The organism is Novosphingobium sp. (genome assembly GCF_032093395.1).
GTDB lineage: Bacteria > Pseudomonadota > Alphaproteobacteria > Sphingomonadales > Sphingomonadaceae > Novosphingobium.
This window is the reverse complement of the sequence record NZ_DAMDBA010000023.1, coordinates 30,267-57,101: the sequence shown is the minus strand read 5'-3', so window position 1 is coordinate 57,101 and position 26,835 is coordinate 30,267. Positions and strand designations below refer to the sequence as shown.

The following is a 26,835-nucleotide window of genomic DNA, read 5'->3' as shown; positions in this document are numbered from 1 at the left end:
TGAAGGCACGGTTCTGGTCGTCGATGCCGCCGCCGCGCGGCTGGAAATAGGCGCTTCGCAAGAACGGATCGACGGCGTTCGCGGGCAACTTGCCGTGCAGGCGGCCCGTCGCGCCGCCGCGCTGGAAGCCTGGGGACCGTGCCACACGGCCGACGGTACGCGGATCGAGGTCTTCGCCAATCTGGGATCGCTGGCTGACGCGCAGCAGGCCGTGGCCAACGGCGCGGAAGGCTCCGGACTCTTGCGGAGCGAGTTCCTTTTCGTGGAGCGTGCCCAGGCGCCGAGTGCGGCCGAGCAACTGGAAACCTATCAGGCCATTGCCGATGTGCTGGAAGGTCGCCCGCTGATCGTGCGCCTGCTCGACATCGGCGGTGACAAGCCCGCGCCGTTTCTCCCAATGGCGCCGGAAGAAAATCCGGCCCTGGGTCTGCGCGGCATCCGCGTCGGGCTGGCCTATCCCGAATTGCTGGAAGCCCAGGTCGAGGCCGTCCTCGGCGTGCGGCCTGTGGGGCAGTGCCGGATCATGGTGCCGATGGTCGCCAGCCTGTCCGAATTGCGCGCGGTGCGGGCGGTGGTAGACAAGGTGGCGACGCGGCTTGGCCTGATCGAGCCGGTGTCGCTGGGTATCATGGTCGAGACGCCCGCTGCCGCCGCGACGGCGGACATCCTGGCGCGCGAGGCCGATTTTCTCTCGGTCGGGACCAACGATCTCACTCAATATGCCCTCGCCATGGACCGGGGCAATTCGGCAGTGGCCTCGGCCATCGACGGGCTTCACCCGGCAGTGCTGCGCCTGATCGCGCTGACCTGCGAGGGCGGCGCGCGGCATGGGCGGTGGACGGGGGTCTGCGGTTCGCTGGCCTCCGACCCGCTGGCGGTGCCGCTGCTGCTCGGCCTCGGCGTGGCGGAGCTTTCCGCGACGCCCGCACAGGTGCCGGACATCAAGGCGCTGGTCACAGGCCTGAACATCGAAAAGTGCCGCGCACTGGCCGTGCAGGCGCTGGAATGCGCCTCGGCGGCGGAAGTCCGCGCGCTGGCACGGGAATTTCTGAGGGAGGAGGGGGCATGAGGCGGGTTCTCGAAACATTGCAGCCGCTGGGGCGTGCGCTCATGCTGCCGATCGCGGTGCTGCCGGTGGCGGGGCTGCTGCTGCGGCTCGGCCAGCCCGACCTGCTCGACATCGCGCTGCTGAGCGCGGCGGGCGATGCGCTGTTCTCGCACCTTGGGCTGCTGTTTTCGATCGGCGTCGCCACCGGCTATGCGCGGGACGGCAACGGCGCCGCCTGCCTTGCGGGCATCGTCTGCTTCCTCGTCGCCACCGAAGGCGCGAAAGTGCTGATGCCGGTGCCGCCGGGCATCGATCCAGCATTGGCAAAGGACGCTTTCGCGGCGGCGGTGGCGGCGGCCAAGAGTCAGGCGATCGGACGGTTGGACGTGCCGATCGGCATCGCTTCGGGGCTTGTCGGCGGCCTCTTCTACAACCGTTTCTCGGCCATGAAGCTGCCGGAGTACCTCGCCTTCTTCGGTGGACGCCGGTTCGTGCCGATCGTTTCCGGGCTGGCTGGACTGGTCATCGCCAGCGTGATCGGCCTGGGTTTCCAGCCGATCGTTACCGGTATCGACGGCGTGAGCCATAGCATCACTGGCCTGGGCGGCTTCGGCCTGTTCCTGTTCGGCCTCATCAACCGGCTGCTGCTGGTTACGGGGCTGCATCACGTCTTCAACAACCTCTTCTGGTTCGTCTTCGGCGATTACAACGGCGCGCATGGCGACATCCGTCGCTTCTTCGCCGGCGATCCCACCGCCGGAAGCTTCATGACCGGCTTCTTCCCGGTCATGATGTTCGGTCTGCCCGCCGCCTGCTTCGCGATGTACCGCGCGGCGCGGCCGGAGCGGCGCAAGGCGGTCGGCGGCATGTTCTTCAGCCTCGCGCTGACGTCGCTGCTGACCGGCGTTACCGAGCCGATCGAGTTCAGCTTCATGTTCCTGGCCCCGGCGCTCTATGCGATCCATGCGGTGCTGACCGGCGCGGCGATGTGGTTGACCGATGCCCTGGGCATGCATCTCGGCTTCGGCTTCTCGGCGGGCCTGTTCGATTATGTGCTGAACTTCGGCAAGGCAACGCGCCCGCTGCTGCTGCTGCCGGTGGGCCTGGTCTACTTCGCAGTCTACTATGCGGTCTTCGCTTTCGTGATCCGCAAGTTCGACCTCAAAACTCCCGGAAGAGAAGCCGAGGATGCCGCCACGCCCCCTGCGCAGTCTGAAGGGGCGGCGGAAGAGACGCGCGGACATGCCTATCTCGCGGCTCTGGGAGGCGCGGGCAATCTTCTTGAAGTCTCCGCCTGCACCACGCGCCTGCGTCTCATCATCGTCGATCATGGTGCGGTGAACGAGGCACAGCTCAAGGCACTCGGCGCGCGGGGCGTCGTACGCCCTTCGGACAAGGCGCTACAGGTGATCCTGGGGCCGGTGGCGGATATCGTGTCGATGGAAATCCGCGAGGCCATCGCGGCAGGACCGGCGGCGACTGTTGCGCGCGCCGCTCCTGTCTCGACTGCCGCGAAGAGTGCGGCGCAGGTGCAGCTTCCGGCAAGCCTCGTTCAGGCCCTCGGCGGCGAAGAGAACGTGCGCGATGCAATGCGCTACGGCAACCGTCTCCGGGTTGAGCTGGCGGATACGGCCGTCCTTGACGAAGCGGCGCTCTTGCTCATCGGAGTACGGGCCTTGGGTGCGACAGAAGGCGGAGCGGTCCATCTGCTGTTTGCGGCTGCCGATCTCGATCGGATTGCCGCCTGAGCCGTTCGATCGGCCACCCCCGCCCTGTCGTTGAACGGGGCGGGGGTGGCGCGATGGATCAACTCGAACGTAGACCCTGCCGGTCAGGCCGCTTGGCCTTCCTTCCGCCGCCTGAACCAGGACGACAAGCGTCCGGGTGCCGTTGCCCGCAGGGATGCTGACTGCCAAAGCGCTAGGCATTGTTTCGGTTTTGCGGGCGACGAGCTTGCCGTCGAGCCACACTTCCGCTGCGCCGACGATCTCGGCGAAGTGCAGCGTTCCGCCTGCTGCGGCGACCTTCTTCCAGGGCGTAAACCGGCCACGATAGCTGCGCCAGCCAGCGGTTCCGGCCGGCGCGGCGGCGCCGGAGCGCACGAAGTCCCAGGAATTGTTGTCGCCGTCGACCGGAGCGAGAGCCGGATCCGGCTTCTGCGCGAACAAGGCCGAGCGGCGCCAGTCGCTGATCGGCATTTCCGCCGGGACGACCGGGACCTGCGCACGCGGCTCGCGTGGTGCGCGGGCGATGGCAAGGGGCGCGGATCGCAGGCCCTGTGCGCTTGCTGCCAGCGTCAGGCGTTGGCCGCTGGCATCGCCTTCGACGATGACTTGCGCGAGGCCGTTGAACAAGGCGCGCTTGCTGCCCTTTTCGCTCGTGTGGTCGTTCGGATTGCCATTGCCGAGGCCGATTATCCGCCCGCCTGCTATCGCGAACTCCACCGGCAGATTGGCGGTGGGCACATGGCGACCGCGCGCATCCACGCAGTCCACGGTGATCGCCTGTACGTCCTCACCGTCGCTGGCGAGCGCACCCCGCGCGGGCGTCAGGCGCAGAGCGACCGGCGCGCCGACGGTTTCGTGAACGGCGCTGGCCACGACTTTGCCGCCCCGCAGCGCCAGGGCTTCGATCCGGCCCGGTCGATAGGGCACCTGGAAGGTGTGGCCCATGATCCGGTCGGCGGCGGGAACGCGCTCGATCACTTCGCCGTTCAGGCGCAGCTCGATGGCCTCGGCATTGGTGATCGCGAAGACTTCCAGCGTCTGCCCCTCACGTCCCGGCCAGCTCCAGTGCGGGGCCAGCCAGATCACCGGCGCATCGTCGCGCCAGTGCGCGGAATGGATACCGAAGGCGGTCTTGGGGAAGCCGCAAAGGTCCATGACGCCGAAGAAGCTGCTGGTCGAAGGCCAGGCATAGGGCGTCGGTTCGCCGTGGTAGTCGAAGCCGGTCCAGACGAAGCCGCCTGCCACGAAAGGCCGCTCGGCGATCATCTTCCAGGTTTCGCGGTGGGTGGCGCCCCAGGATGCCGCTTCCTTGTCGAACGAGGTTATGACCTGCTGCGCGGGGATGCTCTCGAAAGCGCCGCGGGTTTCGTAGGCGCTGGTGTCCTCCGAACTGGTGATCGGCTTGTCGGGATGCAGGGCGTGGAACTTGTCGTAGTCGGCCTGATAGTAGTTGAAGCCCATGACATCGACGACGCTGGAAACGTTCTCCGGGTTGTAGAACGAGCCGTTCATTGCCGCTGTCACCGGCCGCTGCGTGTCGAGCTTACGCACCGCCTTGCGCATGCGGCGAACCATTTCGACACCCGCATGCGTGCCCTGCATCGGTTCCTCGTTGAAGACCGACCAGAGTATGATCGAGGGATGGTTGCGGTCTCTCCGGACCATCCATTCCAGTTGCGCCAGATAGTCCGGTGCGGGATTGAACAGGCGGTTTTCGCCCATGACCAGGAAGCCCAGCCGGTCGCACCAGTCCAGCACCTCCTTGGCGGGGGCATTGTGGGACATGCGAATGGCGTTGCAGCCCGTCGCCTTCAGGCGTTGCAGGCGCCAGAGCGCCAGCGCATCCGGGATCGCGGTGCCGACGCCGGTGTGGTCCTGATGGATGCACACGCCCTTGAGCTTGGTCTCGACGCCGTTGAGGATCATGCCGCGTGCGGGATCGAAGCTGACGGTGCGGAAACCGATGAACTGGCGCCGCGTATCGACCACTTTGCCGTCGTGCAGCAGGTCTATTTCGACGCTGTAGAGCACCGGGGTGTCGGGCGACCACAGCTTGACCGCGCCGGGGTTCAATTCCGCCGTGAACTTGCCCTGTTCGAGCGGCGCGACCGCCACGCTGCCAGCAGTGCGGCTGATTTCGCGGCCTTCGGGGTCGAGCAGGCGGGCGACGATCTCGGCCTGTCCGGTGTCTTCGCCGACATTCGACAGGCTGACTTCCACCGGCACGCGCCATGTGCCGTCTTCCCGATGGACGGGATCACAGTATAGGCCGTCCGTCTCGATCGACAGGGCAGGGCGGCTGACCAGCCAGACGTGGCGATAGAGCCCCGCGCCTTCGTACCACCAACCCTCGCGCGCCGTGGCATCGACGCGGACGGCGATCCAGTTCACTTCGTCGCCGAACCGGGCAAAAGGCGTGAGATCGACGATGACGCTGCTGTAGCCCGACCAGGAATGGGCCACTTCGCTGCCGTTCACCCAGATCGTGGCGAGCGTGGCGATGCCGTCGAAATGGAGTTCGAGGCGGCGGCCCTTCTGGCTCTCGTCCAGCCGCAGCAGGCGGCGGTACCAGCCGATGCCGCGCGGGCGGTAGCCCTGCGAGACATTGGCGCTTTCGCTCACGTCCTGCGCGATGGCCCAGTCATGGGGAAGATCGACGGCCTGCCAGTCGGAATCGTCGAAGGCGAGTGCCGCCGCGCCGCGCGCATTCCCCGCTTTGACGGAGAGGTAGGTGGCGTTGTGATCGGCGGGTTCGGCAACCGCGACATCGCCTTCGTGGAAGCGCCACCCGCGTTCGAGCAGCGTGCGCGAAGGGTCGGTTTCGGGCAGGCGAGGCGAGGGGCCGGGAAGAGGGGGCGGCATTGGCAAGCCGTCCGGCATGCCCGGTCCGAACTTCGGCGTCGGCGCCGCAAGGGAGGACGTGGAGAGAGCAGGCAGCAGAGTGGCGACGGCACCCGTGGAAGCGCCGCGCAGCAGCAGTTCGCGTCTGTTCATGAACCCTCGATCAGCTCGGCCACGAAGTCGTAGGAATCGCCGCGATAGTAGGAGCGGGTGAATTCGACGATGCGTCCGTCGCGCAGGAAGCCGTGGCGCTCGATCAGCAGGCCGGCATGGCCGGATTCCACGCCCAGCATCTTGGCGTGCTCCGTGCCGAAGGGCACCGCGCGCAGACGTTGGAGTGCACGGACCGGGCGGTTGCCGCTCTTCTCAAGCGCCGCGTAGAGCGAATCCCCGACGACGTCGAGGCTGGCGAGACCGTATCCGGCGATCGTCGAGATTTCGAGCGCGAGCGGCTCGTCGTCGGCGTAGCGGATGCGCGTGAAGCGCAGCACGCTGCTGCCCGGAGCCAGGCCCAGCGCCATCGACTCCTCGGGATTGACGGCGCCGGTCATGCGCGAGACCCAGACGCTGGAGGCCCGCTTACCGCGCGCTTCCATGTCCTCGCTGAACGAAGTCAGCTTCGAGAAGCTCTTCTCCACGCGCGAGGCGACGAAAGTCCCCGCGCCGCGCCGCCGCGTCAGCAAGCCTTCCTCGACGAGACCGGCGATCGTCTTGCGCACGGTGATGCGCGAAACGTCGTATTCGACCGCGAGATTGCGTTCGGGCGGAATCGCCTCGTTCTGGTCGAGCACGCCCTTGGATATCGCGTCGCGAATGATCTGCTGAAGCTGGATATACAGCGGCGCAGGATTGTCTTCGCGCAAGCGACCGATCCGGTCGGAAAATGACATTCGATCCCCCTTCGATCCATCTCTGGTAATGGCTTTACATTGGGTATGTCACGCTGACAATCGCCGCAAACGGTCGCGGTTGAAGCGCGTTTCGCAGGAAAATAATAAGACCTGTTGCGGGAAAGGATATATTTTGGTTACATTTCATTTCAAGTAGAACATGGTGAGGGCAGGTATGGGCGCGATGATGAAGGCAGGGTGCCGAATGGGGGAATGGCTGCGAACCGGCGCCATGGCTACCGCTTCGATCCTTCCGGCACTTGCGCTCGCTGTCCCGGCCCACGCGCATTCTTCTTCTTTGGCGCTCACGCCCTGGCCTGCTTCGGTGGAGCAGGGCGGGGGCAGGTTGCAGATCGTTACGGGATCCGCCGTGGCCGTGCCCTTGGGCGATGCCGACGCGGCCGATGCGGCAAAGCTGCTGGTCGACCATGCGAGACGCGCGAACGGCCTCGTGCTCTCGGCCGGTTCTTCTTCCGATAGCGCGCCCATCCGGTTCGAACGTGATCCGGCGATCTCGGGAGCGGAGGCTTACCGGTTGACCGTCACGTCGAGCGGCGCGGTCATCGCCGCTTCGGGCAAGTCCGGCTTCATCTACGGCGCGATGACGTTGATGCAACTGCTGACGGCCGATGCGGGGGCAGCGGGCGGGGGCGTTTCGATCCCCGTGCTGACCATCCAGGATTCGCCGCGTTTCGCCTGGCGCGGGGTCATGGTCGATCCCTGCCGCCATTTCCAGCCGATCGAGTCCATCTACGCCATCGTCGACCGCATGGTCGAGGTGAAGCTGAACACCCTGCACTTCCACCTGTCCGACGATCAGGGCTGGCGTTTCGAGGTCAAGCGCTACCCCGAACTCACGCGCATCGGCGCCTGGCGTAATGGGCCCGACACCGGCCATGGACCCGGCGAGCGCAACGGCGGATTCTACACGCAGGAACAGCTCAAGGCGCTCGTCGCCTATGCGGCTGCGCGCGGCATTACCGTAGTGCCCGAGATCGACCTGCCCGGACATGCGCAGGCGCTCGTCGCCGCCTATCCTGAACTGGGCGTGCCGGGGGCTCGGCCCGAGGTGTCGAACGGTTGGGGCATCTTTCCCTGGCTGTTCAACCCGAACGAAGCCGGGATGACTTTCGTGCGCAATGTGCTGGACGAGCTGATGGAGGTCTTCCCCTCGCAGTACATCCACCTCGGCGGCGACGAGGCGGTCAAGGACCAGTGGGAGCGCTCGCCCGAAGTCCAGTCGCAGATGCGCAAGCTCGGCATCGAGAGCGAGAATGCGATGCAGGGCTGGATGATCGACCAGTTCGGCAACTATCTGGCGAAGCACGGCCGCCGCCTGATCGGCTGGGACGAGATCCTCGAAGGGGGCCTCCCCGCTTCCGCCTCGGTGATGAGCTGGCGCGGAGAGAAGGGGGCGGTCGATGCGGCCAATGCCGGGCACGACGTGGTGCTCTCGCCCGCGCCCACGCTCTATCTGGACAATCTGGAATCCACCCTTCCGGACGAAGCGCCGGGGCGCATCTCGATCCAGTCGATGGAAACCGTCTATCGCTACGATCCGATGCCCAAGGGGATCGATGCGGCCAAGGCGAAGCACGTCATGGGCCTGCAGGGCAATGCCTGGAGCGAATATATCGTCACGCCTTGGCAGTTGCAGCACAAGCTGTTCCCGCGCGTGGGGGCCATCGCCGAAACCGCATGGTCGCCGCAAGTCGGGGGCGCGAAGGACTATGCGGGCTTCCTTGCGCGCCTGACGCCGCAGATCCGGCGCTGGAAGCGGGAAGGTTTCGAAGTGTCGGACAGCGCCTTCGGCGTGGCGTTCACGCCGACGCAGACGCGCGGCGCGGCGCTCGATGCGAAGAGCATCGGCGTGACGCTGACCACGCAGGCGCCTTACGGCACGATCCGCTACACGCTGGACGGCAAGGCTCCCGCCGCGACGTCTGCCGTGTACGCCAAGGCGCTCGTCGTGAAGCCGGGCACTGTCGTGACCGCCGCCAGCTTCGCGCCCGACGGTACGCCGCTTTCCGCCCCGCGCCGCTACGATACCGCACGCGAGACGCTGCTGACCTCGACATCCTCGTCGCTCACGGCCTGCCCGCGCGGATCTCAAGGATTGCGCATCCCGCTGAACGCCGATGCGACCAGCAACGGACCGGCCTACAACGTCAATATCTTCGATACCTGCCAAGCCGACGACCATGCGCCGCTGGCCCATGCGAAGTCGATCACGGTTTCGGTCGCGCGGCTGCCGCGCAACTGGGGCCTCGCGCACGAAGGATCGGCGGTGATCGGGCACTATGCCGTGACGCCGCACGGCGAACTCGTCATCAGCGCAGGCTGCCGTGCGGCGGAAAAGAGCGCCGACCGCAAGCAGAAGGAGCATTCGCCGATGCCGGGCGCCACCGTGCTGGCTTCCTTCCCGCTGCCCGACCCCAAGACCGCGCCGCAGCAGTTCACGTTTACGGCAGCGCTGCCCGATCGCCCCGAACTCGGGGACGAAACGGATGTCTGCTTCCAATTCACATCGCCGCTGTCCGATCCATTCTACGCGGTTGAGAAAGTCGTTTACGGGGAGAAGGCGAAGTGAAATTCGCAAGCAAGGTGATCGCGCTCTGTCTCGCGGGCGTTTCGAGTGCAGTCCTGGCCGCGCCGCCGTCGGTAACGTCGCTGGATGGCGACTGGCAGGCCCGCGTCGCGCCGACTGACACCGATGCGGTCAAGGCCCATCCCAAGGCTGCGCGCTGGTTCCGCTCCCAAGTGCCGGGTACCGTCCAGCAGGATCTGATCGCAACCCGGCAGGTGCCCGATCCCTTCCTCGGCACCAACGAGGCGGCGATCCAGTGGGCGGGTCTCACGGACTGGGAACTTCGCCGCACGCTGGACGTGAGCGCCGAGGCCATGGGCCGCGACAATCTCGACCTCGTGTTCGACGGGCTGGATACGTTCGCCACCGTGTTCATCAACGGCAAGCAGGTGCTCAAGGCCGATAATGGGCATCGGCAATGGCGCGTCGCCGCCAAGCCCTTCCTGAAGCAGGGCCGCAACGAGATTCTGGTGCGCTTCGCCTCGCCGATCCGCACCTTGCAGCCGATGGTCCTGGCAGAGGCGCACCCGCTTCCCGCCGAGTACGATTCCGCTTTCGGGGATGAGCCCAAAGGCAAGCAGACCTCGGCCTATATCCGCAAGGCCAAGTACCATTACGGTTGGGACTGGGGCCCGCGCATCGTCAACCAGGGCATTTCCGGGCCGGTGCGTCTGGAAGCCTGGGACGAAGCGCGGCTCGCCGCCTTCGAGGTGGTGCAGGAAGCGCTCGGCAAGGACGAGGCGCGGCTGGTGGCGAAGTTCCGCGTCGTCGCCGACAAGCCGGGCAGGGCGCGCTTCGCCGCGCGCGTGACCGGACCGGACGGGCAGGCGCTCGCGCCCGTCGAACGCGAGGCCTCGTTCGATGCGGGCGAGAGCGTCGTCACCGTGCCGTTTACGGTCGCCGCGCCGAAGCGCTGGTGGCCGGTGGGTTACGGCGATCAGCCGCTCTACAAGGTCGCGGGCGAGATCGCTTCCGGCGCGGGCGCCGGAGCCAAAGCGGCGCGTAACATCGGTCTGCGCGAGGTCGAACTCGTGCGCGGAGGCGGTGCTTTCGGCTTCCGCGTCAACGGCGTGACGGTCTTCGCCAAGGGCGCGAACCTCATCCCCTTCGACATGTTCCCCTCGCGGGTCACCGATGCGAAGATGCAGTCGCTGCTGGAGGATTCGCGCGCGGCGAATATGAACATGATCCGCGTCTGGGGCGGCGGCTACTATCTGCCGGACAGCTTCTACGACATGGCGGACCGCATGGGCCTGATGGTCTGGCAGGACTTCATGTTCGGCGGCGCGGTGCCGCCCGCCGATGTCGCCTATCGCGAGAACGTGCGGATCGAGGCCGAGCAGCAGGTGGAGCGGCTCGGCTCGCACCCCTCCATCGTGATCTGGGCCGGCGGCAACGAAGTGATCTCCGGCTGGGAGACCTGGAGCGACCGCAAGGCCTGGAAGAAAGCCGTTGGCCCCGACGAACACGAGCGCATGGCCACGGCGATGACGGTGCTGTTCGACCGCGTGCTGCGCAAGGCCGTGACCGATCATTCGCCGACGACGCCTTACTGGCCCGGCTCGCCTTCGACCGACTACGAAGGTCCGGTCGATACCGATGCCGCAGGCGATCGCCACTTCTGGGATGTCTGGTCCGGCTCCAAGCCCGTCGAGAACTATACGCTGTCCTGCCCGCGCTTCATGTCTGAATACGGCTTCCAGGCGATGCCCGTCATGGCGACGATCCGCGGTTTCGCGGGCGATGCAGCGCAGGCGCCGGACAGCCCGGTGATGAAGGCGCACCAGAAGTTCCTCGCAGGCGAGGGTAACGAGCGCCTGAAGTTCTACCTTGATGCAAGGCTGCGCCCGGCGACGGATCTGGCAGACTTCGTATACCTGACGCAAGTCAACCAGGCGCAGGCGATCGATATGGCCGCGCGCCATCACCGTGCCTGCGCGCCTGTGACGCTGGGCTCGCTCTATTGGCAGCTCAACGATGTCTGGCCCTCGATCTCATGGGCGAGCGTGGACTATGACGGTCGCTGGAAGTTGCTGCACTATGCCGCGCGGCGCTTCTTCGCACCCCAAGCAGTGGTGGCCGAGCACAAGGTAGGCGCAACCAAGGTTACTTTCGCTTCGGATGCGACCACCCCGGTTGCAGCGGAGTGGCGCCTGACCGGCTATGCCATGGACGGCACGAAGCTGGGCGAAGCGGGCGGGGCGGTGACGCTCGCACCGACGACAGCGACTACCGTTCCCGATGTGTCGGACGCGCAAGTCTTCGCGAGTGCTGCGGCAGAGGCGAGCTATGCGGTGGCGGAACTGGTGATCGGCAGCAAGACCGTCTCGCGCCAGATCGTCGAGCGCGCCTTGCCCAAGGCCATGGCCTATCCCGCGCCCGGCCTTTCCATAACTTGGGAAGGCAAGGCGGTGACGATCACCGCCAAGGCGCTGGCCCGCGCGGTCATGCTCGATTTCGGCGCGGTGGACGCGCAGGTCTCGGACAATGGCTTCGACCTGCTCCCCGGTGAGAGCGTGCGGATCGAGATCACCTCGAAGGCCGATGCGGCGGCGCTGCGCAAGGCGCTGGTGCTTCGCACTCTGGCGGGAGAAAAGTGATGAGGCCGCTGTTCCCAATCACGCTCGCCATGGTTCTGGCTGCGCCTGCCGCCGCTCAGGACTTGTCGGGTGAGGCCGATCCCGCCGTGCTCGCCGCCATCGCCAAGGCCGATCTGGACGAGAAGGCCGACCAGCTCCAGAGCACCGCGCCCGCCGCCAAGGCAATGGGGCTGCCTGCCTACGACTGGTGGAACGAGGGCCTGCACGGCCTCGCCCGCAACGGCGTCGCCACGGTGTTTCCGCAGGCGGTCGGCCTTGCCGCTACTTTCGATCCGGCGCTGATGGAGAAAGTCGGCACCGTCGTCTCCACAGAAGCGCGCGCCAAGTTCAACGCCAAGCCCGTGGATGCCGACCGGCGCATCTACGAGGGCCTGACGATCTGGTCGCCCAACATCAACATCTTCCGCGACCCGCGATGGGGCCGTGGGCAGGAGACTTACGGCGAAGACCCGTTTCTCACCGGCTCGCTGGCGGTCGGTTTCATCAAGGGTCTGCAAGGCCCTGATCCGCTCCACCCCCGCGTGATCGCGACGCCCAAGCATCTCGCGGTCCATTCCGGCCCCGAAGCCGGACGCGACAGCTTCGACGTGGACGTCAGCCCGCAGGACCGCGAGGCGACTTATCTCCCCGCTTTCCGCAAGGCGGTGACCGAGGCCAACCCGCTCTCGCTCATGTGCGCCTATAACTCGACGCACGGCGTGCCTGTCTGTGCCGACGATGCCCTGCTCAACGGTACCTTGCGCCGTGACTGGGGCTTCAAGGGTTTTGTCGTTTCCGACTGCGATGCAGTGGCGAACATCTGGATGTTCCACAATTACCGCTACGACGCCGCCGAGGCTTCCGCTGCGGCGATCAAGGCGGGGACCGATTTCGACTGCGGCACTACCTATGCCGCGCTTACCCAGTCGGTCGCCCGCGGCCTGCTGACCGAGGCCGAGGTCGACCGCGCGCTCGCCCGTTCGCTCGAGGCCCGCTACAAGCTCGGCATCGCGTTCGGTGCAAAAAATCCATGGGGCAAGATCAAGCCGAGCGAAGTCAACACGCCCGCGCACCGCGCCCTCGCGCTCGAAGCCGCGCGCAAGTCGGTGGTCCTACTCCAGAACGAGAACGGCCGCCTGCCGCTGAAAGCGGGAACCCGCCTCGCCGTGATCGGCACCAATGCCGACGACCTGTCGGTGATCGAGGCCAATTACCACGGCACCGCCGCCGATCCGGTGACGCCGCTCGAAGGCATCCGCCGCCAGTTCGGCGCAGCGAACGTCGCCTATGCGCAAGGCTCTGTGCTGGCTGAGGGTGCGCCTGTCGTAGTGCCGGAAACCGCGCTTCTGGCGGAGGGTAAGCCGGGTCTGCGCGCCGAATATCTGGACATGTCGGGCAAGCGCGTGTTCGTGCGGCAGGATCGCCGCGTGGACTTCAACCTCACCCGCACCGCGCCGAAGGGGCTCGACGCCAAGGGCTTCAAGGTCCGCTGGAGCGGCTCGCTGGTGCCGCCGGGCGCGGGGACCTATCGCCTCGCGCTCGACATTCCGGCCTGCTGGAAGGACTGTACGCGGCATGACGACGTACGCCTGAGCATCGGCGGCAAGCAGCTCCACGCCGGCGTGCTCGGCAAGCAGAGGGTCGAATTCGACGTGACCCTCGACGGCACGTCGCAGCCGATCATCCTCGAACTCGATCATTACGGCGAGGACGAGGGTCTGCGCCTCATGTGGCTCCCGCCCGCCGAGGCCCAGCGCGCCGAGGCGGTGAAGGCGGCTTTGCAGGCGGACGCCATTGTCGCCGTACTCGGTCTCTCGCCCGATCTCGAAGGCGAGGCGCTTCAGGTGCAGGTGCCCGGCTTCGTCGGCGGCGATCGCAGCGATATCGCGCTGCCCGAACCGCAGGCCAAACTGCTGGAGGCGCTCCACGCCACCGGCAAGCCTGTGATCGTCGTACTGACGAGCGGCAGCGCGGTCTCGGTCGATCCGGCCATGGCCGATGCCGTGATGACCGCATGGTATCCGGGCGAGGCGGGCGGCACCGCCATTGCCGAGACTCTTGCCGGAGCCAACAATCCCTCGGGCCGTCTGCCGGTGACGTTCTACAAGTCTACCAGCGACCTGCCCGCCTTCGTCGACTATTCGATGAAGGAGCGGACCTATCGCTACTTCACCGGCAAGCCGCTCTGGGGCTTCGGCCATGGTCTGAGCTACACGACTTACGGCTACGAGGGCGCCAAGGTTTCCGCGCCCGCGCTGGGCCAGCCCGTGACGGTCACGGCCACCTTGCGCAACCTTGGAAGCATGGCGGGGGAGGAAGTGGTGCAGGCCTATGTCGTGCCGCCGGTGATCGAGCCGCGTCCGATCATGACGCAGGGCGTGTTGCAGCGCCAGCTTGCCGCCTTCACCCGCGTTCCGCTGGCGGCGGGCAAGTCCCGGGAAGTCTCGCTGACTATCGATCCGCGCAGCCTGTCGGTCGTGGACCGTCGGGGCACGCGCAAGGTCGTGCCGGGCGACTACAAAGTGTGGATCGGCGGCGGACAGCCGGGTGACGGCGCGGGCGCATGGGTGCAGTTCACCCTGACCGGACAGGCGCAGGAGCTGCCGAAGTGATGAACGACACGATGAACCTCGACCGCCGCAGCACGTTGGCAGGCGCCATGACCGGTGCCGCCGCGCTCGCCATTCCGGCCGCGGCCCGCGCGGCGACCATTCCCATGCCGCAAGGCGGAGGCCGTCCGCCGCTTTCCGAGCGCCGCTACGTCAGCCGCGCGGTGGAGGCCGAGATCGACCGGGTATCGCGCAAGATCGCCGATCCCAAGCTGCGCGCGATGTTCGTGGGCTGCTATCCGAACACGCTCGACACCACCGTCTACATGGACAGCGTGGACGGCCGTCCGGACGCTTTCGTCATCACCGGCGACATCCCCTGCCTCTGGCTGCGCGACAGTACGGCACAAGTGCTGCCCTACCTCCATCTGGTGAACAAGGACCCGGCGCTGACCGCGCTGTTCCGGGGGCTGATCGCCCGCCAGTCGTGCTCGATCCTGATCGATCCTTACGCCAACGCATTCATGCGCGATCCTTCTGCGAAGACCAATCTGTCGTGGGCGCTGAAGGACCAGACCGAGATGAAGCCCGGCGTAGCCGAGCGCAAATGGGAGATCGACTCGCTGTGCTATGCGATGCGGCTCGGCTTCCGTTACTGGCGCCAGACGCGGGACAAGCTGCCTTTCGACGAAACCTGGGCCGAGGCCTCCCGCGCCTGTGTGCGAACCTTCCGCGAACAGCAGCGCAAGGGTTCGTCCGGACCCTACCGCTTCCTGCGCACCAGCAACCGGCCGACCGAGACGATGCAACTCGACGGCTGGGGCGCGCCCAGCCGTTCGGTCGGGCTGATCCACTGCGGTTTCCGCCCTTCCGACGATTCCTGCACGTATCCGTTCCTGATCCCGGCCAACCTCTTCGCGGTGACATCGCTGCGCGAAATGGCCAGCGTGGCCGAGCAGGCGCGGGGCGACACGGCCCTTGCTGCCGATGCTCGCGCCATGGCGGACGAAGTGGAAGCGGCGCTGCGACAATGGGGCACGATGCTGCTGCCGGACGGCCGCCGGGTCTGGGCCTACGAAGTGGACGGCTTCGGCAACGCGATGTTCATGGACGACGCCAACGTCCCGTCACTGCTCGGCCTCGCCTTCCTGGAATGCGTGCCGGCCACCGATCCGCTCTGGCGCACTACGGCAGATGCCTGCTGGTCGGACGCGAACCCCTACTTCTTCCGGGGATCGAAGATCGAGGGCATCGGCGGGCCGCATGTCGGCCTTGGGCAAGTCTGGCCGATGAGCCTGATCGTGCGGGCGCTGTCGAGCAGCGACCCCCAGGTGATCCGCGCGATGCTGCGCATGTTGCGCGACACCGATGGAGGCACCGGCTTCATCCACGAGGCGGTGGACAGCAACGACCCTTCGAAATTCACGCGCGACTGGTTTGCCTGGGCCAACGGCCTGTTCGGCGAACTGCTGGTCAAACTGGCCGATACCCGGCCCGAACTGCTTTCCGCGCCGCTCTGACGCGCGACCGCCTTTACTAAGGACTGACGATGGATTTTTCCCGCCGCCGTTTCCTCACCACTTCCGCCGTCGCGGCGACTGCGATGACCGCCGATGCCGCGCAGGCCGCGCGCCGCGCCGCCGGTGAAGCCGCCGCGCCGCAGCCGTCGGGCGCCGTTCCCTCGGCCCGGCAGTGGAACTGGCACGCGCACGAAATGTACGCCTTCGTGCATTTCGCCATGAACACCTTCACCGACAAGGAATGGGGCTACGGCGACGAGGATCCGAAGTGGTTCAACCCCACCGATTTCGACGCCGATCAGATCGTCGCGGCTGCCAAAGTCGCGGGAATGCGCGGCGTCATCCTGACCGCCAAGCATCATGACGGCTTCTGCCTCTGGCAGACCCGGCTCACCGAGCACTCGATCCGCAACAGCCCCTACAAGCAGGGCAAGGGCGATATCGTTGCGGAAATGTCGGAAGCCTGCCGCAAGGCGGACATGCTGTTCGGCCTCTACCTCTCGCCCTGGGACCGCAATCACGCGGAGTACGGTCGCCCGGCCTATATCGACTATTACCGCAAGCAGCTTACCGAACTCTGCACCCGTTATGGCAAGCTGTTCGAAGTCTGGTTCGACGGTGCCAACGGCGGTGACGGCTACTATGGCGGCGCGCGCGAGGCGCGCAAGATCGACGCGCCGAAGTATTACAACTGGCCCTCGATCGTAAAGCTGGTCCACGAACTCCAGCCTGAAGCCTGCACCTTCGATCCGCTTGGCGCCGACGTCCGCTGGGTCGGCAACGAGGACGGCGTGGCGGGCGATCCCTGCTGGCCGACGATGCCGAACGTGCCCTACGAACAGGCCGTGGGCAATTCGGGCCTGCGCGGCGGCGAGATCTGGTGGCCTGCGGAAACCGACGTGTCGATCCGGCCCGGCTGGTTCTACCATGCGGACGAGGACTCCAAGGTCAAAAGCCCGGCGCGCCTGATCCGCCTCTACGACGAATCCGTGGGACGCGGCACCAACCTCAACCTCAACCTGCCGCCCGACCGCCGGGGCCGGATCGCCGATCAGGACGTGAAGATTCTGAAGTCGTTCGGCGATGCGATCCGCGCGACATTCGCGAAGGATCTCGCGCAGGGCAGCGTCGCCCATGCCAGCGCCTCGCGCGGGGGGCGCTTCGCACCGGCCAATGTGCTGGACGGCCAGCGCGAGACGTACTGGTCCACGCCGGACGCGGTGCTCACCCCGACGCTGACCCTGGACCTTGCGCCGGGCACACGCTTCGATGTGGTTCGCCTGCGGGAATATCTGCCGCTCGGCATTCGCGTCACCCGTTTCGCGGTCGAAGCCGAAATCGACGGACAGTGGCAGCGCCTTGCCGAAAAGGAGTGCATCGGCGCCCAGCGCATCGTCCGCCTGCCGCAGCCGATCGCGCCGCGCCGGGTGCGGCTAGTGGTGCTCGAAGGCAGCACGGCACCGGCAATCTCGGAATTCGCGCTGTTCGCCAGTGTCGCGCCGGTGGACGTACCGGCGATCGTCTCGACCGATCCGACCGTGCTCGACACCACGAAATGGACCATCGTTGCGGCCAGCGCGCCGGGCGCTGAGCGTCTGCTCGACAACGACGCGGCGACCATCTGGAAGCAACCCGCGCCCAAGCCGGGGATGCCTGCAAGCGTGACGGTGGACCTCGGGAGCCGCACGTCTCTGGCGGGGTTCACGCTGACGCCGTCGCGGCAAGTCATGGCCGATGCCGCGCCGCCCAAGGGCTACGCCGCCGAGATCAGCACGGACGGCAAGACCTGGACACGAGCGGCCACGGGCGAGTTCGGTAACATCGCCTACGCTCTGGCCACCCAGCGGATCGCTTTCGCGAATGTGGTGGAAGCACGATACCTGCGCCTGGCGTTCGCGGAAACGGCGCTCACCGCAGGCAACCTCGCCGTGGCGGGTATCGGCGGGTTCATCGCACGTTGAATGGAATTGTGGAGGGCTCGCTCGAGCGTGGGCTCTTTCGCCCGGACAGACTGTCGGCTCCGCAGTGGTTCGGTCGGCCGGCATTCCACCTGGGCGGGCCTCAACCAAGTTCCGTTTGCCGGCGATGGGAGACTCGCCGGCATCCTGAATGCCCTGCGCTGGAAAACTCTGCCTTCCAGACAACTGTGCTCGGAAGACCCAGCGCATCCGCGTAAATGCCTGCACCAGCGCCATGAGCATCTAAATTTCTGGGAAAATTTCTAACCCGAGGTCCACGATAGTCCATGAAAACCGCTTCTGGTGAAGCGCCCATCATGGTCCCTATCGTGGGCCCGGGCTGAAACTTGGACCTACGAGCCGCAGAAAACTGCTGGCCCGTGGCGGAGACGGAGGGATTCGAACCCTCGGTACCCCCTTAAGAGTACGACGGTTTAGCAAACCGCTGGTTTCAGCCACTCACCCACGTCTCCGCATGCGGCCTAGGCCCGTGCACCTACGGTTTCCGGGATTTCTTGTCAACGCAGTACGCGCGAAAAGCGCGTAACCCGCAGAACTCGGGCGCACAGAGCGCGGCACAATCTGTTCACGGGGCGTTCGCGCCAAACTTTTCCACAGCAAACACCCGAATCACCACGAGAAATGGAGGGCTCCATGCCTGACCAGAGCGCTAGGCCGCGCGACCTCATCATCCCGGTCAAAGGCATCTACTTCGACCAGATCGCGGCGGGCTTGAAGTCGCACGAGTTCCGCTTGCAGAACGAGCATTGGACCAAGCGCCTCGAAGGCCGGACCTATCGCCACGTCGTTATGACGCGCGGCTATCCGAAGGGCGGCGGTGTGGAAGGCGTGACCCGCCTGACGAGGGTGTGGCGCGGCTACGACCTGCGCACCATCCAGCATGAGCACTTCGGGACCGATCCGGTCGCCGTCTTCGCGCTCGATGTTTCGGAGGCGGCGGTATGAGCGAGAACCCCTATCTGGAAATGTCGCCTGCCGACGACATCCACGAACGCCTGCGCGCCGCCGTCGAAGTCGAGCAGTCCTCCTACCTTTGGGTTCCGGAGCACTCCATCGCCTTCACCCCGCGCCTTCTACCGGTGATATGCGGTGATGGCCGAGCCTTGTTCAGTATCGCGACGATCAATCAGCGGCCCGCATACTGGATCATTCGGGGATGCAGCACTTGGGGCTGTGGATTGGATCGAGATGATTCGGAAGGGCCCGACTTTGCCGAACTTACCGATGATATCATGTATGCGCTGGAGGATGCTTTCGGGCGCGGCCGATGTGGTTATTGCGGCAACAGCCTGTTCCACCCCCGCGAAGAGCGCATAGAGAACTGCCAGTGCGAGGAATGCGACGACGAATACGTTGCGGAATGGCCGGAGGTCGATGACGAGGGCGGATGCTCATGGTCGCGCCAGGACTGGCCGGACGGCTTCGACGCGGTTCCTCACCCGCTCAGTTCGATGGGCAATCTACTTGCCATCACGGGAGCTATTCGCGATGACCATGCCTGAGACCACCCAGAGCGATCTTGTCGAGCGGCCACGCCGCGTCCAGCTGCGCCGAACGAAGGGATGGCGGATGCCGGAGAACACCGTGAAGGTGGATCGGACGCACCAAACGTTCGGCAACATCTTCACCGTGGGCTGCAACCCCAGGCATTTCAGCGCTGCGCTGCCTGACACCTGTGAAACCGTAGAGCAGGCCGTAGAGTGCTTTCGCTACTATGCCAACACTTGGATGGCCCTGACGCAAGGGAGGTGGATCGAACCACTTCGAGGAAAGAACCTCGCCTGTTGGTGCAGACCGGGCGCGCCCTGCCACGCAGATATTTTGTTGGAGCTAGCCAATGCTTCCTGAACGCTACGAAACGAAGATTGATCGCGAAACGTCTTCGGGATGCTGGATTTTTACCGGGTCTGTCACGGCTAACGGATATGGCAGGGTTTGGAATGGCACCAAAACCGATTGGGCTCATCGAGTTTATTACCGTTTGGTACGAGGTGAAATACCATCCGGCCTAGTTCTGGACCACCTTTGCCGCAACAGGCGCTGCGTGAACCCCAGCCATTTAGAGGCTGTATCCGATAGAGAAAACACAATTCGCGGTGATTGCCCCGATGTGACACGCCAGCGGCATCGCGCCAAGACGCATTGCAAACGTGGCCATCCCCTGTTCGGCAGCAACCTCTATCGAAATCCTAATGGCCGCCGCGTCTGTCGAGCCTGTAACGCCGATCACAAAGCGACGTACTTGGCACGCAATTCCGACGTGCTCCTGGAACTCGCGAACAAGGAAGCCCACTTATGACCCCTAACCCCGAGCGATCAGAGAGGCTTCTTGCGCTGGCGGCGCGGTGCGAGGCGGCAGAAGGGCCGGATCGCGACATTGACCGCGCGCTATGTCCGCTTGTCAGCATTCGCGTAGTCGACGAAGGGCGCCTGTTGGGGCGTTGCTATTACGATGAGAACGGGCACGGCGTCCCGCTTCCGCTATTCACCTCCTCCCTGGACGCGGCGATGACGCTGATCCCCGCCCAATACCGCCTCGGGACGCTCATGGAGTTCGACAGCGAAGGACGGTGGGCCGCCAAGCTGTTCAACCGTGGCAAGCCGGGCGGGTTGCCTGCTGCCGGCGGATCGTCGGCTGCGCTTGCGATCGTTGTCGCGTGTCTCCGCGCCCGCGCCGGCCAAGCCACCCCACACACGGCAGAGGAATGATGAGCCGGAGGCACAGGCTCCGGCTCATCCCAGGCTTATGCGGCTCGCATCAGTTGTTGCGGATCGTCGCCGTAAAGGTCTCGCATCCAACTGTGGATCTGCTCATTCACGATCCGATGTAGCACCTTCAGACGCTTCACGTCGGATGGATGCGCCTTTTCGGCTTCTGCTTTCGCTATCGCCTGTTCCAAGCGCTTGCGCTCTTGGCGCAGAAGTGTGAACAGCCTTTCCTGCATGGTCAGGCCTCCCGGGCATCAAGGCTGCGCATGGCAGACATTATGTCGACGAGACGGACTGGTTCGGACGCGCCAGGCGGTCGCCTCAGATCAGGACGATCTTCGACTGCACGGGCGTCGGAAGCCCACGACGCCAAGATTGCGCGTTTGACTTCCGGCTCAAGCTGGGGGCGTTCCATGAACTCGAATGGATGATGAAATTTGGAGAGGGACATGCGTTGCCTCCTTTCTTCCAACTCTCCTCACATTGGCGGTGATTCCGCCGCGCAAAATATTTGCATTCTGGATCTCGAGGTCAAGGGCCTTTGCGCAGTTCCTTCAATCTGCCCGTAGCCCATTCTGCGCGGAGGTGCCCAGAATGATCGTCACCACTCACAAGAGCGATGGCGTCGCCGGTGGCTGCTCTCCTTGGCGCATGAACCAACGCTCCAGCGTCCGATCAACAATCAACGGCCCGGCCCAAGTCTGGCAGAGCGCAAATGCTTCGTCCGGCGATCCGTCGGTCCACGTCGCCCAGTCCGCCTCCGCGAGGATCGTCGGCATGCGATCATGGACGTCGGCCATCTGCTCGCAACCATCCACCATCACCATCGAGTAGGTGTTCCCCCATTCATCGGTCGGCCGCCAGATCCCGGCTACGGCAAACAGCTCCTGATCGGGCAGGGAGTACCAGGTGCGCGTCATCTGCCCGGCGGCGCCCTCGGCCTCAGCCCAAGCCGTAACCGGGATCAGGCAGCGTCGATCCCGGAAGCTGTCCCGCCACATCGGGTTGCCCCGCAACTTGTCGTCTCGCGCATTGTTCGTGGCAGTGGGCTTCAGGGGCTTGCCGGTCTTCTTGCTCACAGCGTGGCGGGGGAAACCCCACGTCATGGTGCGCACCTCGCCCTCAGCGACGACGATCCCGGTGTACTTCGGATAGACCTCGGCGGCGAAGTTCGGCGCCCCCACGCTTTTAGCGCGAAACAGGTGCGCTACGGCATCGGAAGGCTTGGTCATCCTGTACAGATTGCACATCAACCGATGCTGCGCCGCTTCACAAGAAACGTCAACTAAGCCTTGAGTTGTGGCGAATTGGCATAGTCGCGCCGCAGTACCTTGAGGGACGCGGCTGCAAATTCGCGCATGATCCGCTGCCAATAGGGCCCAGCGTCCTCCCACGGGCTCCAGTCTGTGTGGGTGTCCGCGCTCTCTTGCGTGGACCACATGGCCTCCGCCATCTGCTCGACCAGCGCTTCCTCGTCGTTCGCGGTGCAGATACGGCAGGTCATGACCTTCGCCTCTCGTCCTCGATGCGCTTTCGCACCTCCGCGAACATCATGAGGGTAGGCGTGTCATTGACGCCCTTGGCGCGGGCAGCCGTTTCGATCAGCCGCTCGGCTATCTCGATCGGCAGGTTCACAGTGCGCTCCACGACAAACTCCATATGAGAACGAATAGTGAACATGCTATAGGACGGGAACGCTGATTCGTGAAAGGGCCTTCCCATGGCAATCGACCAATTGACGCTTCCCCTCTCGGATGAAGACCTTGTAAGGCTGGCCGAACACCGGCACGCGCAGGCCGACCGCGAAGGAGCGACAATCGACGATTACGTACAGCTCGCGGACATATTCCCGGCGGTTCTTCAACGGCTCCAGGATAAAATTAAGCAGGCGGGGGAGTTCATTGAGATCTCTCGGCTCCGCGACGCTGAGTTCGAGAGCATCTGCTACTGAAAGAGGCCGCCCCCCGAAAAGGGGGCGACCTCTGACTTGGGCGGGCCGGGGGAGGTGTACCGCCGAAGCAGGGATTAACATGTCGCAAGGGCGGTTGTTCCCAGCCCGGCGAGTGATACATTTCTGAGGCTGAACGGATGGACGTGTCAGCAGCTACCTCTCCCACGCCGCAGCGCCACCCCGCGCTGCGGCGTTTCTCGTGTGATGTCCTTCAACAGCGGGTCACAAAGATGTGGTGATTTTTAACCACTCGTTTCTGAATGGTCGTGCTGGTATTGCTCGATCCAACTGCGGCAGCGCGGAGGGACGCGCCCCTTCAGTGAACAGAGGGGCGGGCGTGTGGGGGGCGCTCGCCAGCCGGTATCAAGCCCGGCCCGCAGCTAACTCTCCGGCGCCACAGCCTCATCCCTCGTTACAGCGTCATCGCTAAACCCCGAAAAGAGCCCGGGGCATACACCGCCCCGGGCATTCAGGATTGGGTCGTCGTGCGCGCTTGCGCAGATAGATCGGCTTGTCTGCCAAGGAGTTACCCTCGCATTAGCCGGCGTTACAACTCCAAAGGTCGATAAAGGTTCCCGGGTGATATAAATATGTGAATTGGGCGACTAGCAGCGCGTGGTAATCCGATCGCTCTAAAGAAAGTCGGCGAGGAGAATCGTGATGTGGATTAATCATTTCGGCATTCTTCTAGCAGCCGTCGTTTTGGGAATTTCCTTAGCGGCTACAGGCATACTCGCCGACCAAACGTTCAATTCACGCATCCGCAGAGCAATGGCCGCTTGCGGTTGCTGCGTGATCTTGGTTGGCGTTGTGGCACTTTGAAACAAAAAAGCCGCCCCCGAGAAGGCACGGCCTCGTATCAACCGGGGGGGCACCGGTCGATAAACCATGACAGCCGGCGTTCTTGCAAGGAAGCCTCGGTTCGCGCTTGAGATCGCGGGCCGGGGCTAGTTTTGGGTCGCAGCGCGCCGGAGCGCGCGTGAGTCGCATCAGGGGGAGGGTGTACCTGATTACGCCCGGTCACCTTGTGCGCTGACTGTGACACAGTTGCGAATTGCAATTCGTTAATCCTGGTGCGTTGAGGCGCGAGCCTGCGCATCGTGATCCCGGATCGCATCGATCTTGGCCGCGCACTTGTTGAACGCCTTGATGTAGATGCCTCGGCTCTCGATGATCGAAGCGACCGTCTCCTGCGGCACGTCCTGCACGGTGCAGCGCTCCATCAGCCCGGCAGGAATGCCGTGATAGGCCGGGGGCGGCGCCGACGCGATATCACTTCTGCTGTTCGAGCACGCGGCGCAGGTCATCAGGCAGGCGGCGAGCCATGAGTTCGCGAACTTCCGCATTGCTTTTCTCCAGTTGCTGGATCTGGGCGGCCGAAGCAACGCCTTGCTTTTCGATGAGGGCGAGCTTGTCCTGAAGCAGGAGCGCGTTCTTCTGTTCCAGCGCGCGTAATCGATCCTGCTCGGCGATCCGACTGGCCCAACCCTTGTTCGCGGTGACCAGCTCGGCGTTCCGCTTGTCGAGCGTGCCGATCTGATCATTCTGTCGCTGGATATGCAGATAGCCCGCGATCGTCGCTCCTATGCCGCAAACGGCCAGCACGCCGACCATGGCGAACAGTTCGGACTTCCAAGGGGTCAGAAAGCTGATGAGCCATTTCACGGCCTGTCCTCCTCGTGAGCTTTCGCGGCCGCCACCCTCTTGTCGGTGTTGGCGCGCAGTTTGACCCCCAGCTTTTCGTAGACGATGCGTTCGAGCATCCGGATCGTGACGTTGGCCCCCAGCCATCCGAACAGACCGACGATCGGGCCGGTCCACAAAGGATCTAGGCCCATCGCCAGGCAAAGCAGCATAACGAGGAAGCCCACAAAGCCGGACGACACGGCCTCGGTCATGGCCCGCAGCCAGTTTAGCTTATTGCCCTTGTCGTGCTCGCGCATGGCGTGCCCTAACAGGCCGCCGACCGCCGCAAGCAGGGTGTAGGCCGCTGCCGTGAGCCAGTCGGATAGTGAAAAGTGTTCCATGTGCCCCCGTGGTGGCTCAGCGAGCCCATTCGCCGGTCTTGCCGTGCAGCCAGGTCAGGAACTGGCCGACGGTTTTGCCCTTGAGGATCGAGGGGTTCGCATTCGTCGCTGCGGTGCCGGCAATCAGGTCCGCCCGCGCGTCGACGTCGGAGCCGATCACCTTGGCAGCCATGCCCGCGCCGAAGAAATGGGCCGCGTAGAGGGAGGCCTTGTTGATCGGGATGCCCTTCGCCTTCAGGATCGCGACGTTCTTCTCGGTGAAGGTCTTGGCGCGGGCGGTCTGCTCGCTTTCCGGCGGGGTGAGGCCACCGAACGCCTTGCTCGCATCCGCGCCCCACTTGCCGCCCTCGCCGATCCAGGTCGACTTGATGAACTGGTAGAGGCCGGACGCAGTGGAGGTCTTCGCCTTGATGTACGGGCGATTGCCGCTCTCGATCTTGGAGAGCATAGGCCAGTAATCGTCGGGAATGTCGGTCATGGGTACCTCTCTGGGCACTCCGGCCCGGTCGAGCACGGCGTGGATGTCATCCACCTGCATTTGGGTGAAGCCAGCGCCTTTTGCTGTACGCGCTGCGGCGAATATCGGATCGCGAGGGTCGGCCATCCCAAGGGTCCATGCGCTTGCGAACAAACCGTGATTCTGCTAGGAAAAACGGGCCGGAAACGCTGTTTGCACCAGCGCCCGGCCCTAACCAAAACGCTACTTGGAGAAGCGATATGGCTCCCCGCGAGATGCCCAGCAAAGAGGAGCTTTGCAAGCTTCTCGACTACAATCCTGGCACCGGCACGCTGACTTGGCGGCCGCGGCCCCGCGAGATGTTCAGGAGCGCTCGTGCTGAATGGGCATTCAAGGTGTGGAACAAACGCTACCCTGGCACGAAAGCCTTCACGTTCGTAATGCCAAATGGGCATTTGCAGGGTCGCATTGGTGACGTTGGTTATCTCGCCCACCGGGTAATTTGGAAGATGATGACCGGCATCGATCCCGTTGAGGTCGATCACATCAATGGGGTACCCGGGGACAATAGATGGTCCAATCTCAGGGAGATAACTCACCTTGAGAACGGCCGAAATCTCGGTCGCGGAAAGCACAACACCAGCGGCACAACGGGTGTGAGCTTCAGTAAGGTCATGCGCAAATGGCAAGCTTACATCCAGGACGAGTCCAGCAGGCGAGTTGTTCTGGGCTATTTTGACCGAATCGAAGACGCCGTGAAAGCGCGCCGCGAAGCCGAGGCCCGTTATGGCTACCATGTCAACCACGGGCGCCGCCCAAGCTATTCGCTCCAATAGCAAGGACGTTGCCGGGATCGTTGAACAGGCCAGGCCGGGAGATGGCGCGGACGGCATCGAAGGCGGCCTTGCGCGGATCGTCCATGGCAATCAGGCTTCCGTCTGCGCGTCGACGATCGACTGAATGCGGGCCACGTCTCCGTCGATCAGGTTCCGGGTGTTGGTGATGACACTGATCACGTTGCGAGCCTGCTGGTAGGCCATGCTCGCAGGGGAGAGGTCGGCGATGAGCGCTTCCAGGTCTTCAGCGAGCGTCGCAACCTTGCCAGCCTTGAGGGCGGCGGCCACGGCCTGCGAGCCTTCGAGCGACTTGATGTCGCGTTGGCGCTGAAGCTCGGCAATCTGGGCGTCGATTTCGGAAACGGTGGGATCAGCCATGGTCAGGCTCCTTCGGGCGGATAGAGCAGGCCGATCACCCGCTTGTTGATGGAGGAAAGCTGGCCCGCGAGAGTGGAGACGGTGCACTCAAGCTGTGCGATACGGTCGGCGAGGGAGGGATCAAGCTCGCCTTCGCCCTCGGCAGTGGTCGCCAAGCTCTTGATGACCTGCAAGTCGCAGGAGGTGGTGGCGAGCGCACACGAAGTCGCGGTGACATCGGTCGAAATTTGAGGGAGGCCCATGGGTCAGGCTCCTTCGGACGGCAGTGGCATGGGAATGGGCGCGGCGACCGGCGCGTCATCCGCTTCCACGCCGTCCAGTTCGTCCAGCGTGTCCGCGACGTTGATTCGCATAGTCTGGCCGGTCAGGTTCACGAACAGCCCGGCGCGGATGCCGTTGGGATCGTCGAGCACTTCGCGGCGGCCCTCGATGCGCGACCGAGCGAAGATCATGCGGCCCTGCCGAAGAACCGTGGCGGCGTCCTCGCCTTCGCCGACGAGCACCGCCTCGATGATCTTGACCTCGATCGGGTTCACCATGCCGCTGGCGTCGAGGACGGTCTTCTTCACGAAGCCGTACTGATCAGAAAGCTGATCGATCGCCGGGCCAGCGCCCATGTCGTACATGATCGCGCTGGGGTTGATGCCGTCGCATGGGCGCATCACGGCGATGATGCATCCGGCCGGGATCTCAAGCCGCTCACCGGCGGCAGTCTTCAGGTGCAGCATGAAAACTCCTTCCGCCCGAGCATGCCTGG

At 64.7% G+C, this 26,835-nt stretch carries 26 protein-coding genes, 1 tRNA gene and 1 pseudogene; 14 read left to right on the top strand and 14 right to left on the bottom strand.

All coding sequences use genetic code 11. From position 1 onward, the window contains the following. Both RT424_RS10445 and nagE read left to right on the top strand, forming a co-directional pair. Positions 1-1,069: putative PEP-binding protein (locus RT424_RS10445; protein WP_313437378.1), on the top strand; the 1,069-nt coding region annotated here is incomplete at its 5' end. Beyond that, a complete protein-coding gene (nagE, locus tag RT424_RS10440) occupies positions 1,066-2,796 on the top strand; it encodes an N-acetylglucosamine-specific PTS transporter subunit IIBC (RefSeq protein WP_313437375.1) in 1,731 nt (576 codons plus the stop codon). The genes RT424_RS10445 and nagE, both read left to right, overlap by 4 nt. Positions 2,797-2,868: 72 nt before the next feature. On the opposite strand, the pseudogene galA reads toward nagE, so the two are convergent. Continuing rightward, positions 2,869-5,769: pseudogene (gene galA, locus RT424_RS10435) on the bottom strand (beta-galactosidase GalA); the annotation flags it as partial. Continuing rightward, positions 5,766-6,506, bottom strand: a complete 741-nt coding sequence (locus RT424_RS10430; RefSeq protein WP_313437373.1) for a GntR family transcriptional regulator — start codon at positions 6,504-6,506, stop codon at positions 5,766-5,768. The gene RT424_RS10430 and the pseudogene galA, both read right to left, overlap by 4 nt. Before the next feature lie 160 nt (positions 6,507-6,666). Between RT424_RS10430 and RT424_RS10425 the strand changes: the two genes are divergently transcribed. Genes RT424_RS10425 through RT424_RS10405 form a run of 5 tightly spaced genes read left to right on the top strand, consistent with a single transcriptional unit; the run spans position 6,667 to position 17,702 of the window. Then, a complete protein-coding gene (locus tag RT424_RS10425) occupies positions 6,667-9,096 on the top strand; it encodes a family 20 glycosylhydrolase (protein ID WP_313437370.1) in 2,430 nt (809 codons plus the stop codon). After that, a complete protein-coding gene (locus RT424_RS10420) occupies positions 9,093-11,693 on the top strand; it encodes a beta-mannosidase (RefSeq protein ID WP_313437367.1) in 2,601 nt (866 codons plus the stop codon). Before RT424_RS10425 ends, RT424_RS10420 begins: the two co-directional genes overlap by 4 nt. Continuing rightward, entirely contained in the window at positions 11,693-14,284 is a 2,592-nt protein-coding gene (locus tag RT424_RS10415; RefSeq protein ID WP_313437365.1) for a glycoside hydrolase family 3 C-terminal domain-containing protein, read from the top strand. The genes RT424_RS10420 and RT424_RS10415 overlap by 1 nt, the downstream gene beginning before the upstream one ends. After that, on the top strand, positions 14,284-15,741 hold the full coding sequence (locus RT424_RS10410; RefSeq protein ID WP_313437362.1) for a glycoside hydrolase family 125 protein: 1,458 nt from the start codon (positions 14,284-14,286) through the stop codon (positions 15,739-15,741). The genes RT424_RS10415 and RT424_RS10410 overlap by 1 nt, the downstream gene beginning before the upstream one ends. 29 nt (positions 15,742-15,770) lie before the next feature. Beyond that, complete coding sequence (locus tag RT424_RS10405; RefSeq protein ID WP_313437359.1) at positions 15,771-17,702, top strand: alpha-L-fucosidase; 1,932 nt, start codon at positions 15,771-15,773, stop codon at positions 17,700-17,702. 378 nt (positions 17,703-18,080) lie between these two features. Here the strand turns inward: RT424_RS10405 and RT424_RS10400 are convergent. Next, positions 18,081-18,172, bottom strand: a tRNA-Ser gene (locus tag RT424_RS10400). Between the two features lie 181 nt (positions 18,173-18,353). On the opposite strand from RT424_RS10400, the gene RT424_RS10395 reads away from it, so the two are divergent. From RT424_RS10395 to RT424_RS10380, 5 genes are read left to right on the top strand one after another with little or no spacing between them, the layout of a single operon-like run. Beyond that, a complete protein-coding gene (locus RT424_RS10395) occupies positions 18,354-18,665 on the top strand; it encodes an ASCH domain-containing protein (protein WP_313437356.1) in 312 nt (103 codons plus the stop codon). Beyond that, a complete protein-coding gene (locus tag RT424_RS10390) occupies positions 18,662-19,222 on the top strand; it encodes a hypothetical protein (protein WP_313437354.1) in 561 nt (186 codons plus the stop codon). Before RT424_RS10395 ends, RT424_RS10390 begins: the two co-directional genes overlap by 4 nt. Beyond that, positions 19,215-19,568, top strand: a complete 354-nt coding sequence (locus tag RT424_RS10385; protein WP_313437351.1) for a DUF4326 domain-containing protein — start codon at positions 19,215-19,217, stop codon at positions 19,566-19,568. Before RT424_RS10390 ends, RT424_RS10385 begins: the two co-directional genes overlap by 8 nt. Next, positions 19,558-20,019: an HNH endonuclease signature motif containing protein gene (locus RT424_RS24525; protein WP_409521467.1), complete on the top strand. Its 462-nt coding sequence runs from the start codon at positions 19,558-19,560 to the stop codon at positions 20,017-20,019. The genes RT424_RS10385 and RT424_RS24525 overlap by 11 nt, the downstream gene beginning before the upstream one ends. Continuing rightward, positions 20,016-20,429 (top strand): hypothetical protein, encoded by a 414-nt coding sequence (locus RT424_RS10380; protein ID WP_313437348.1) that lies wholly within the window; start codon positions 20,016-20,018, stop codon positions 20,427-20,429. The genes RT424_RS24525 and RT424_RS10380 overlap by 4 nt, the downstream gene beginning before the upstream one ends. A gap of 35 nt (positions 20,430-20,464) precedes the next feature. Here RT424_RS10380 and RT424_RS10375 read toward each other — a convergent pair whose 3' ends face one another. The 4 genes from RT424_RS10375 to RT424_RS10360 all read right to left on the bottom strand — a co-directional run bounded on the left by RT424_RS10375 (position 20,465) and on the right by RT424_RS10360 (position 22,109). Then, positions 20,465-20,665 carry a hypothetical protein gene (locus tag RT424_RS10375; RefSeq protein ID WP_313437345.1) on the bottom strand — a complete coding sequence of 67 codons (201 nt, stop codon included), beginning with the start codon at positions 20,663-20,665 and terminating at the stop codon, positions 20,465-20,467. 372 nt (positions 20,666-21,037) lie between these two features. Further along, positions 21,038-21,679: an SOS response-associated peptidase family protein gene (locus RT424_RS10370; RefSeq protein ID WP_313437342.1), complete on the bottom strand. Its 642-nt coding sequence runs from the start codon at positions 21,677-21,679 to the stop codon at positions 21,038-21,040. 35 nt (positions 21,680-21,714) lie between these two features. Beyond that, a complete protein-coding gene (locus tag RT424_RS10365) occupies positions 21,715-21,933 on the bottom strand; it encodes a hypothetical protein (protein WP_313437339.1) in 219 nt (72 codons plus the stop codon). Continuing rightward, a complete protein-coding gene (locus tag RT424_RS10360) occupies positions 21,930-22,109 on the bottom strand; it encodes a hypothetical protein (RefSeq protein ID WP_313437336.1) in 180 nt (59 codons plus the stop codon). Before RT424_RS10360 ends, RT424_RS10365 begins: the two co-directional genes overlap by 4 nt. A 40-nt stretch (positions 22,110-22,149) precedes the next feature. Between RT424_RS10360 and RT424_RS10355 the strand changes: the two genes are divergently transcribed. Next, positions 22,150-22,380: a hypothetical protein gene (locus RT424_RS10355; RefSeq protein WP_313437334.1), complete on the top strand. Its 231-nt coding sequence runs from the start codon at positions 22,150-22,152 to the stop codon at positions 22,378-22,380. Positions 22,381-23,444: 1,064 nt separating this feature from the next. Here the strand turns inward: RT424_RS10355 and RT424_RS10350 are convergent. The 4 genes from RT424_RS10350 to RT424_RS10335 are packed head-to-tail and all read right to left on the bottom strand — an operon-like array spanning position 23,445 to position 25,011. Next, positions 23,445-23,687 (bottom strand): hypothetical protein, encoded by a 243-nt coding sequence (locus RT424_RS10350; RefSeq protein WP_313437331.1) that lies wholly within the window; start codon positions 23,685-23,687, stop codon positions 23,445-23,447. Beyond that, positions 23,653-23,994 carry a hypothetical protein gene (locus tag RT424_RS10345; protein ID WP_313437328.1) on the bottom strand — a complete coding sequence of 114 codons (342 nt, stop codon included), beginning with the start codon at positions 23,992-23,994 and terminating at the stop codon, positions 23,653-23,655. The genes RT424_RS10350 and RT424_RS10345 overlap by 35 nt, the downstream gene beginning before the upstream one ends. A 47-nt stretch (positions 23,995-24,041) precedes the next feature. Then, positions 24,042-24,407: a phage holin family protein gene (locus RT424_RS10340; RefSeq protein WP_313437325.1), complete on the bottom strand. Its 366-nt coding sequence runs from the start codon at positions 24,405-24,407 to the stop codon at positions 24,042-24,044. A 16-nt stretch (positions 24,408-24,423) separates the two neighbouring features. Further along, positions 24,424-25,011 carry a hypothetical protein gene (locus RT424_RS10335; protein WP_313437323.1) on the bottom strand — a complete coding sequence of 196 codons (588 nt, stop codon included), beginning with the start codon at positions 25,009-25,011 and terminating at the stop codon, positions 24,424-24,426. Positions 25,012-25,124: 113 nt separating this feature from the next. Here RT424_RS10335 and RT424_RS10330 point away from each other — a divergent pair, with 113 nt between their 5' ends. Next, positions 25,125-25,700: an HNH endonuclease signature motif containing protein gene (locus tag RT424_RS10330; RefSeq protein WP_313437320.1), complete on the top strand. Its 576-nt coding sequence runs from the start codon at positions 25,125-25,127 to the stop codon at positions 25,698-25,700. 90 nt (positions 25,701-25,790) lie between these two features. Here RT424_RS10330 and RT424_RS10325 read toward each other — a convergent pair whose 3' ends face one another. The 3 genes from RT424_RS10325 to RT424_RS10315 are packed head-to-tail and all read right to left on the bottom strand — an operon-like array spanning position 25,791 to position 26,806. Then, positions 25,791-26,078 (bottom strand): hypothetical protein, encoded by a 288-nt coding sequence (locus RT424_RS10325; protein WP_313437318.1) that lies wholly within the window; start codon positions 26,076-26,078, stop codon positions 25,791-25,793. Positions 26,079-26,080: 2 nt separating this feature from the next. Next, positions 26,081-26,320, bottom strand: a complete 240-nt coding sequence (locus RT424_RS10320) for a hypothetical protein (RefSeq protein WP_313437315.1) — start codon at positions 26,318-26,320, stop codon at positions 26,081-26,083. 3 nt (positions 26,321-26,323) lie between these two features. After that, positions 26,324-26,806 carry a hypothetical protein gene (locus RT424_RS10315; protein WP_313437312.1) on the bottom strand — a complete coding sequence of 161 codons (483 nt, stop codon included), beginning with the start codon at positions 26,804-26,806 and terminating at the stop codon, positions 26,324-26,326. Between the last annotated feature and the right edge of the window lie 29 nt (positions 26,807-26,835).

Bases quoted from the DNA above. Each gene is read 5' to 3' on its own strand.
- nagE (WP_313437375.1), top strand. From the start codon at position 1,066: ATGAGGCGGGTTCTCGAAACATTGCAGCCGCTGGGGCGTGCGCTCATG.
- RT424_RS10430 (WP_313437373.1), bottom strand. From the start codon at position 6,506: ATGTCATTTTCCGACCGGATCGGTCGCTTGCGCGAAGACAATCCTGCG.
- RT424_RS10425 (WP_313437370.1), top strand. From the start codon at position 6,667: ATGGTGAGGGCAGGTATGGGCGCGATGATGAAGGCAGGGTGCCGAATG.
- RT424_RS10415 (WP_313437365.1), top strand. From the start codon at position 11,693: ATGAGGCCGCTGTTCCCAATCACGCTCGCCATGGTTCTGGCTGCGCCT.
- RT424_RS10410 (WP_313437362.1), top strand. From the start codon at position 14,284: ATGAACGACACGATGAACCTCGACCGCCGCAGCACGTTGGCAGGCGCC.
- RT424_RS10405 (WP_313437359.1), top strand. From the start codon at position 15,771: ATGGATTTTTCCCGCCGCCGTTTCCTCACCACTTCCGCCGTCGCGGCG.
- RT424_RS10395 (WP_313437356.1), top strand. From the start codon at position 18,354: ATGCCTGACCAGAGCGCTAGGCCGCGCGACCTCATCATCCCGGTCAAA.
- RT424_RS10390 (WP_313437354.1), top strand. From the start codon at position 18,662: ATGAGCGAGAACCCCTATCTGGAAATGTCGCCTGCCGACGACATCCAC.
- RT424_RS10385 (WP_313437351.1), top strand. From the start codon at position 19,215: ATGCCTGAGACCACCCAGAGCGATCTTGTCGAGCGGCCACGCCGCGTC.
- RT424_RS24525 (WP_409521467.1), top strand. From the start codon at position 19,558: ATGCTTCCTGAACGCTACGAAACGAAGATTGATCGCGAAACGTCTTCG.
- RT424_RS10380 (WP_313437348.1), top strand. From the start codon at position 20,016: ATGACCCCTAACCCCGAGCGATCAGAGAGGCTTCTTGCGCTGGCGGCG.
- RT424_RS10375 (WP_313437345.1), bottom strand. From the start codon at position 20,665: ATGCAGGAAAGGCTGTTCACACTTCTGCGCCAAGAGCGCAAGCGCTTG.
- RT424_RS10370 (WP_313437342.1), bottom strand. From the start codon at position 21,679: ATGTGCAATCTGTACAGGATGACCAAGCCTTCCGATGCCGTAGCGCAC.
- RT424_RS10365 (WP_313437339.1), bottom strand. From the start codon at position 21,933: ATGACCTGCCGTATCTGCACCGCGAACGACGAGGAAGCGCTGGTCGAG.
- RT424_RS10360 (WP_313437336.1), bottom strand. From the start codon at position 22,109: ATGTTCACTATTCGTTCTCATATGGAGTTTGTCGTGGAGCGCACTGTG.
- RT424_RS10355 (WP_313437334.1), top strand. From the start codon at position 22,150: ATGGCAATCGACCAATTGACGCTTCCCCTCTCGGATGAAGACCTTGTA.
- RT424_RS10350 (WP_313437331.1), bottom strand. From the start codon at position 23,687: ATGACCTGCGCCGCGTGCTCGAACAGCAGAAGTGATATCGCGTCGGCG.
- RT424_RS10345 (WP_313437328.1), bottom strand. From the start codon at position 23,994: ATGGTCGGCGTGCTGGCCGTTTGCGGCATAGGAGCGACGATCGCGGGC.
- RT424_RS10340 (WP_313437325.1), bottom strand. From the start codon at position 24,407: ATGGAACACTTTTCACTATCCGACTGGCTCACGGCAGCGGCCTACACC.
- RT424_RS10335 (WP_313437323.1), bottom strand. From the start codon at position 25,011: ATGGCCGACCCTCGCGATCCGATATTCGCCGCAGCGCGTACAGCAAAA.
- RT424_RS10330 (WP_313437320.1), top strand. From the start codon at position 25,125: ATGGCTCCCCGCGAGATGCCCAGCAAAGAGGAGCTTTGCAAGCTTCTC.
- RT424_RS10325 (WP_313437318.1), bottom strand. From the start codon at position 26,078: ATGGCTGATCCCACCGTTTCCGAAATCGACGCCCAGATTGCCGAGCTT.
- RT424_RS10320 (WP_313437315.1), bottom strand. From the start codon at position 26,320: ATGGGCCTCCCTCAAATTTCGACCGATGTCACCGCGACTTCGTGTGCG.
- RT424_RS10315 (WP_313437312.1), bottom strand. From the start codon at position 26,806: ATGCTGCACCTGAAGACTGCCGCCGGTGAGCGGCTTGAGATCCCGGCC.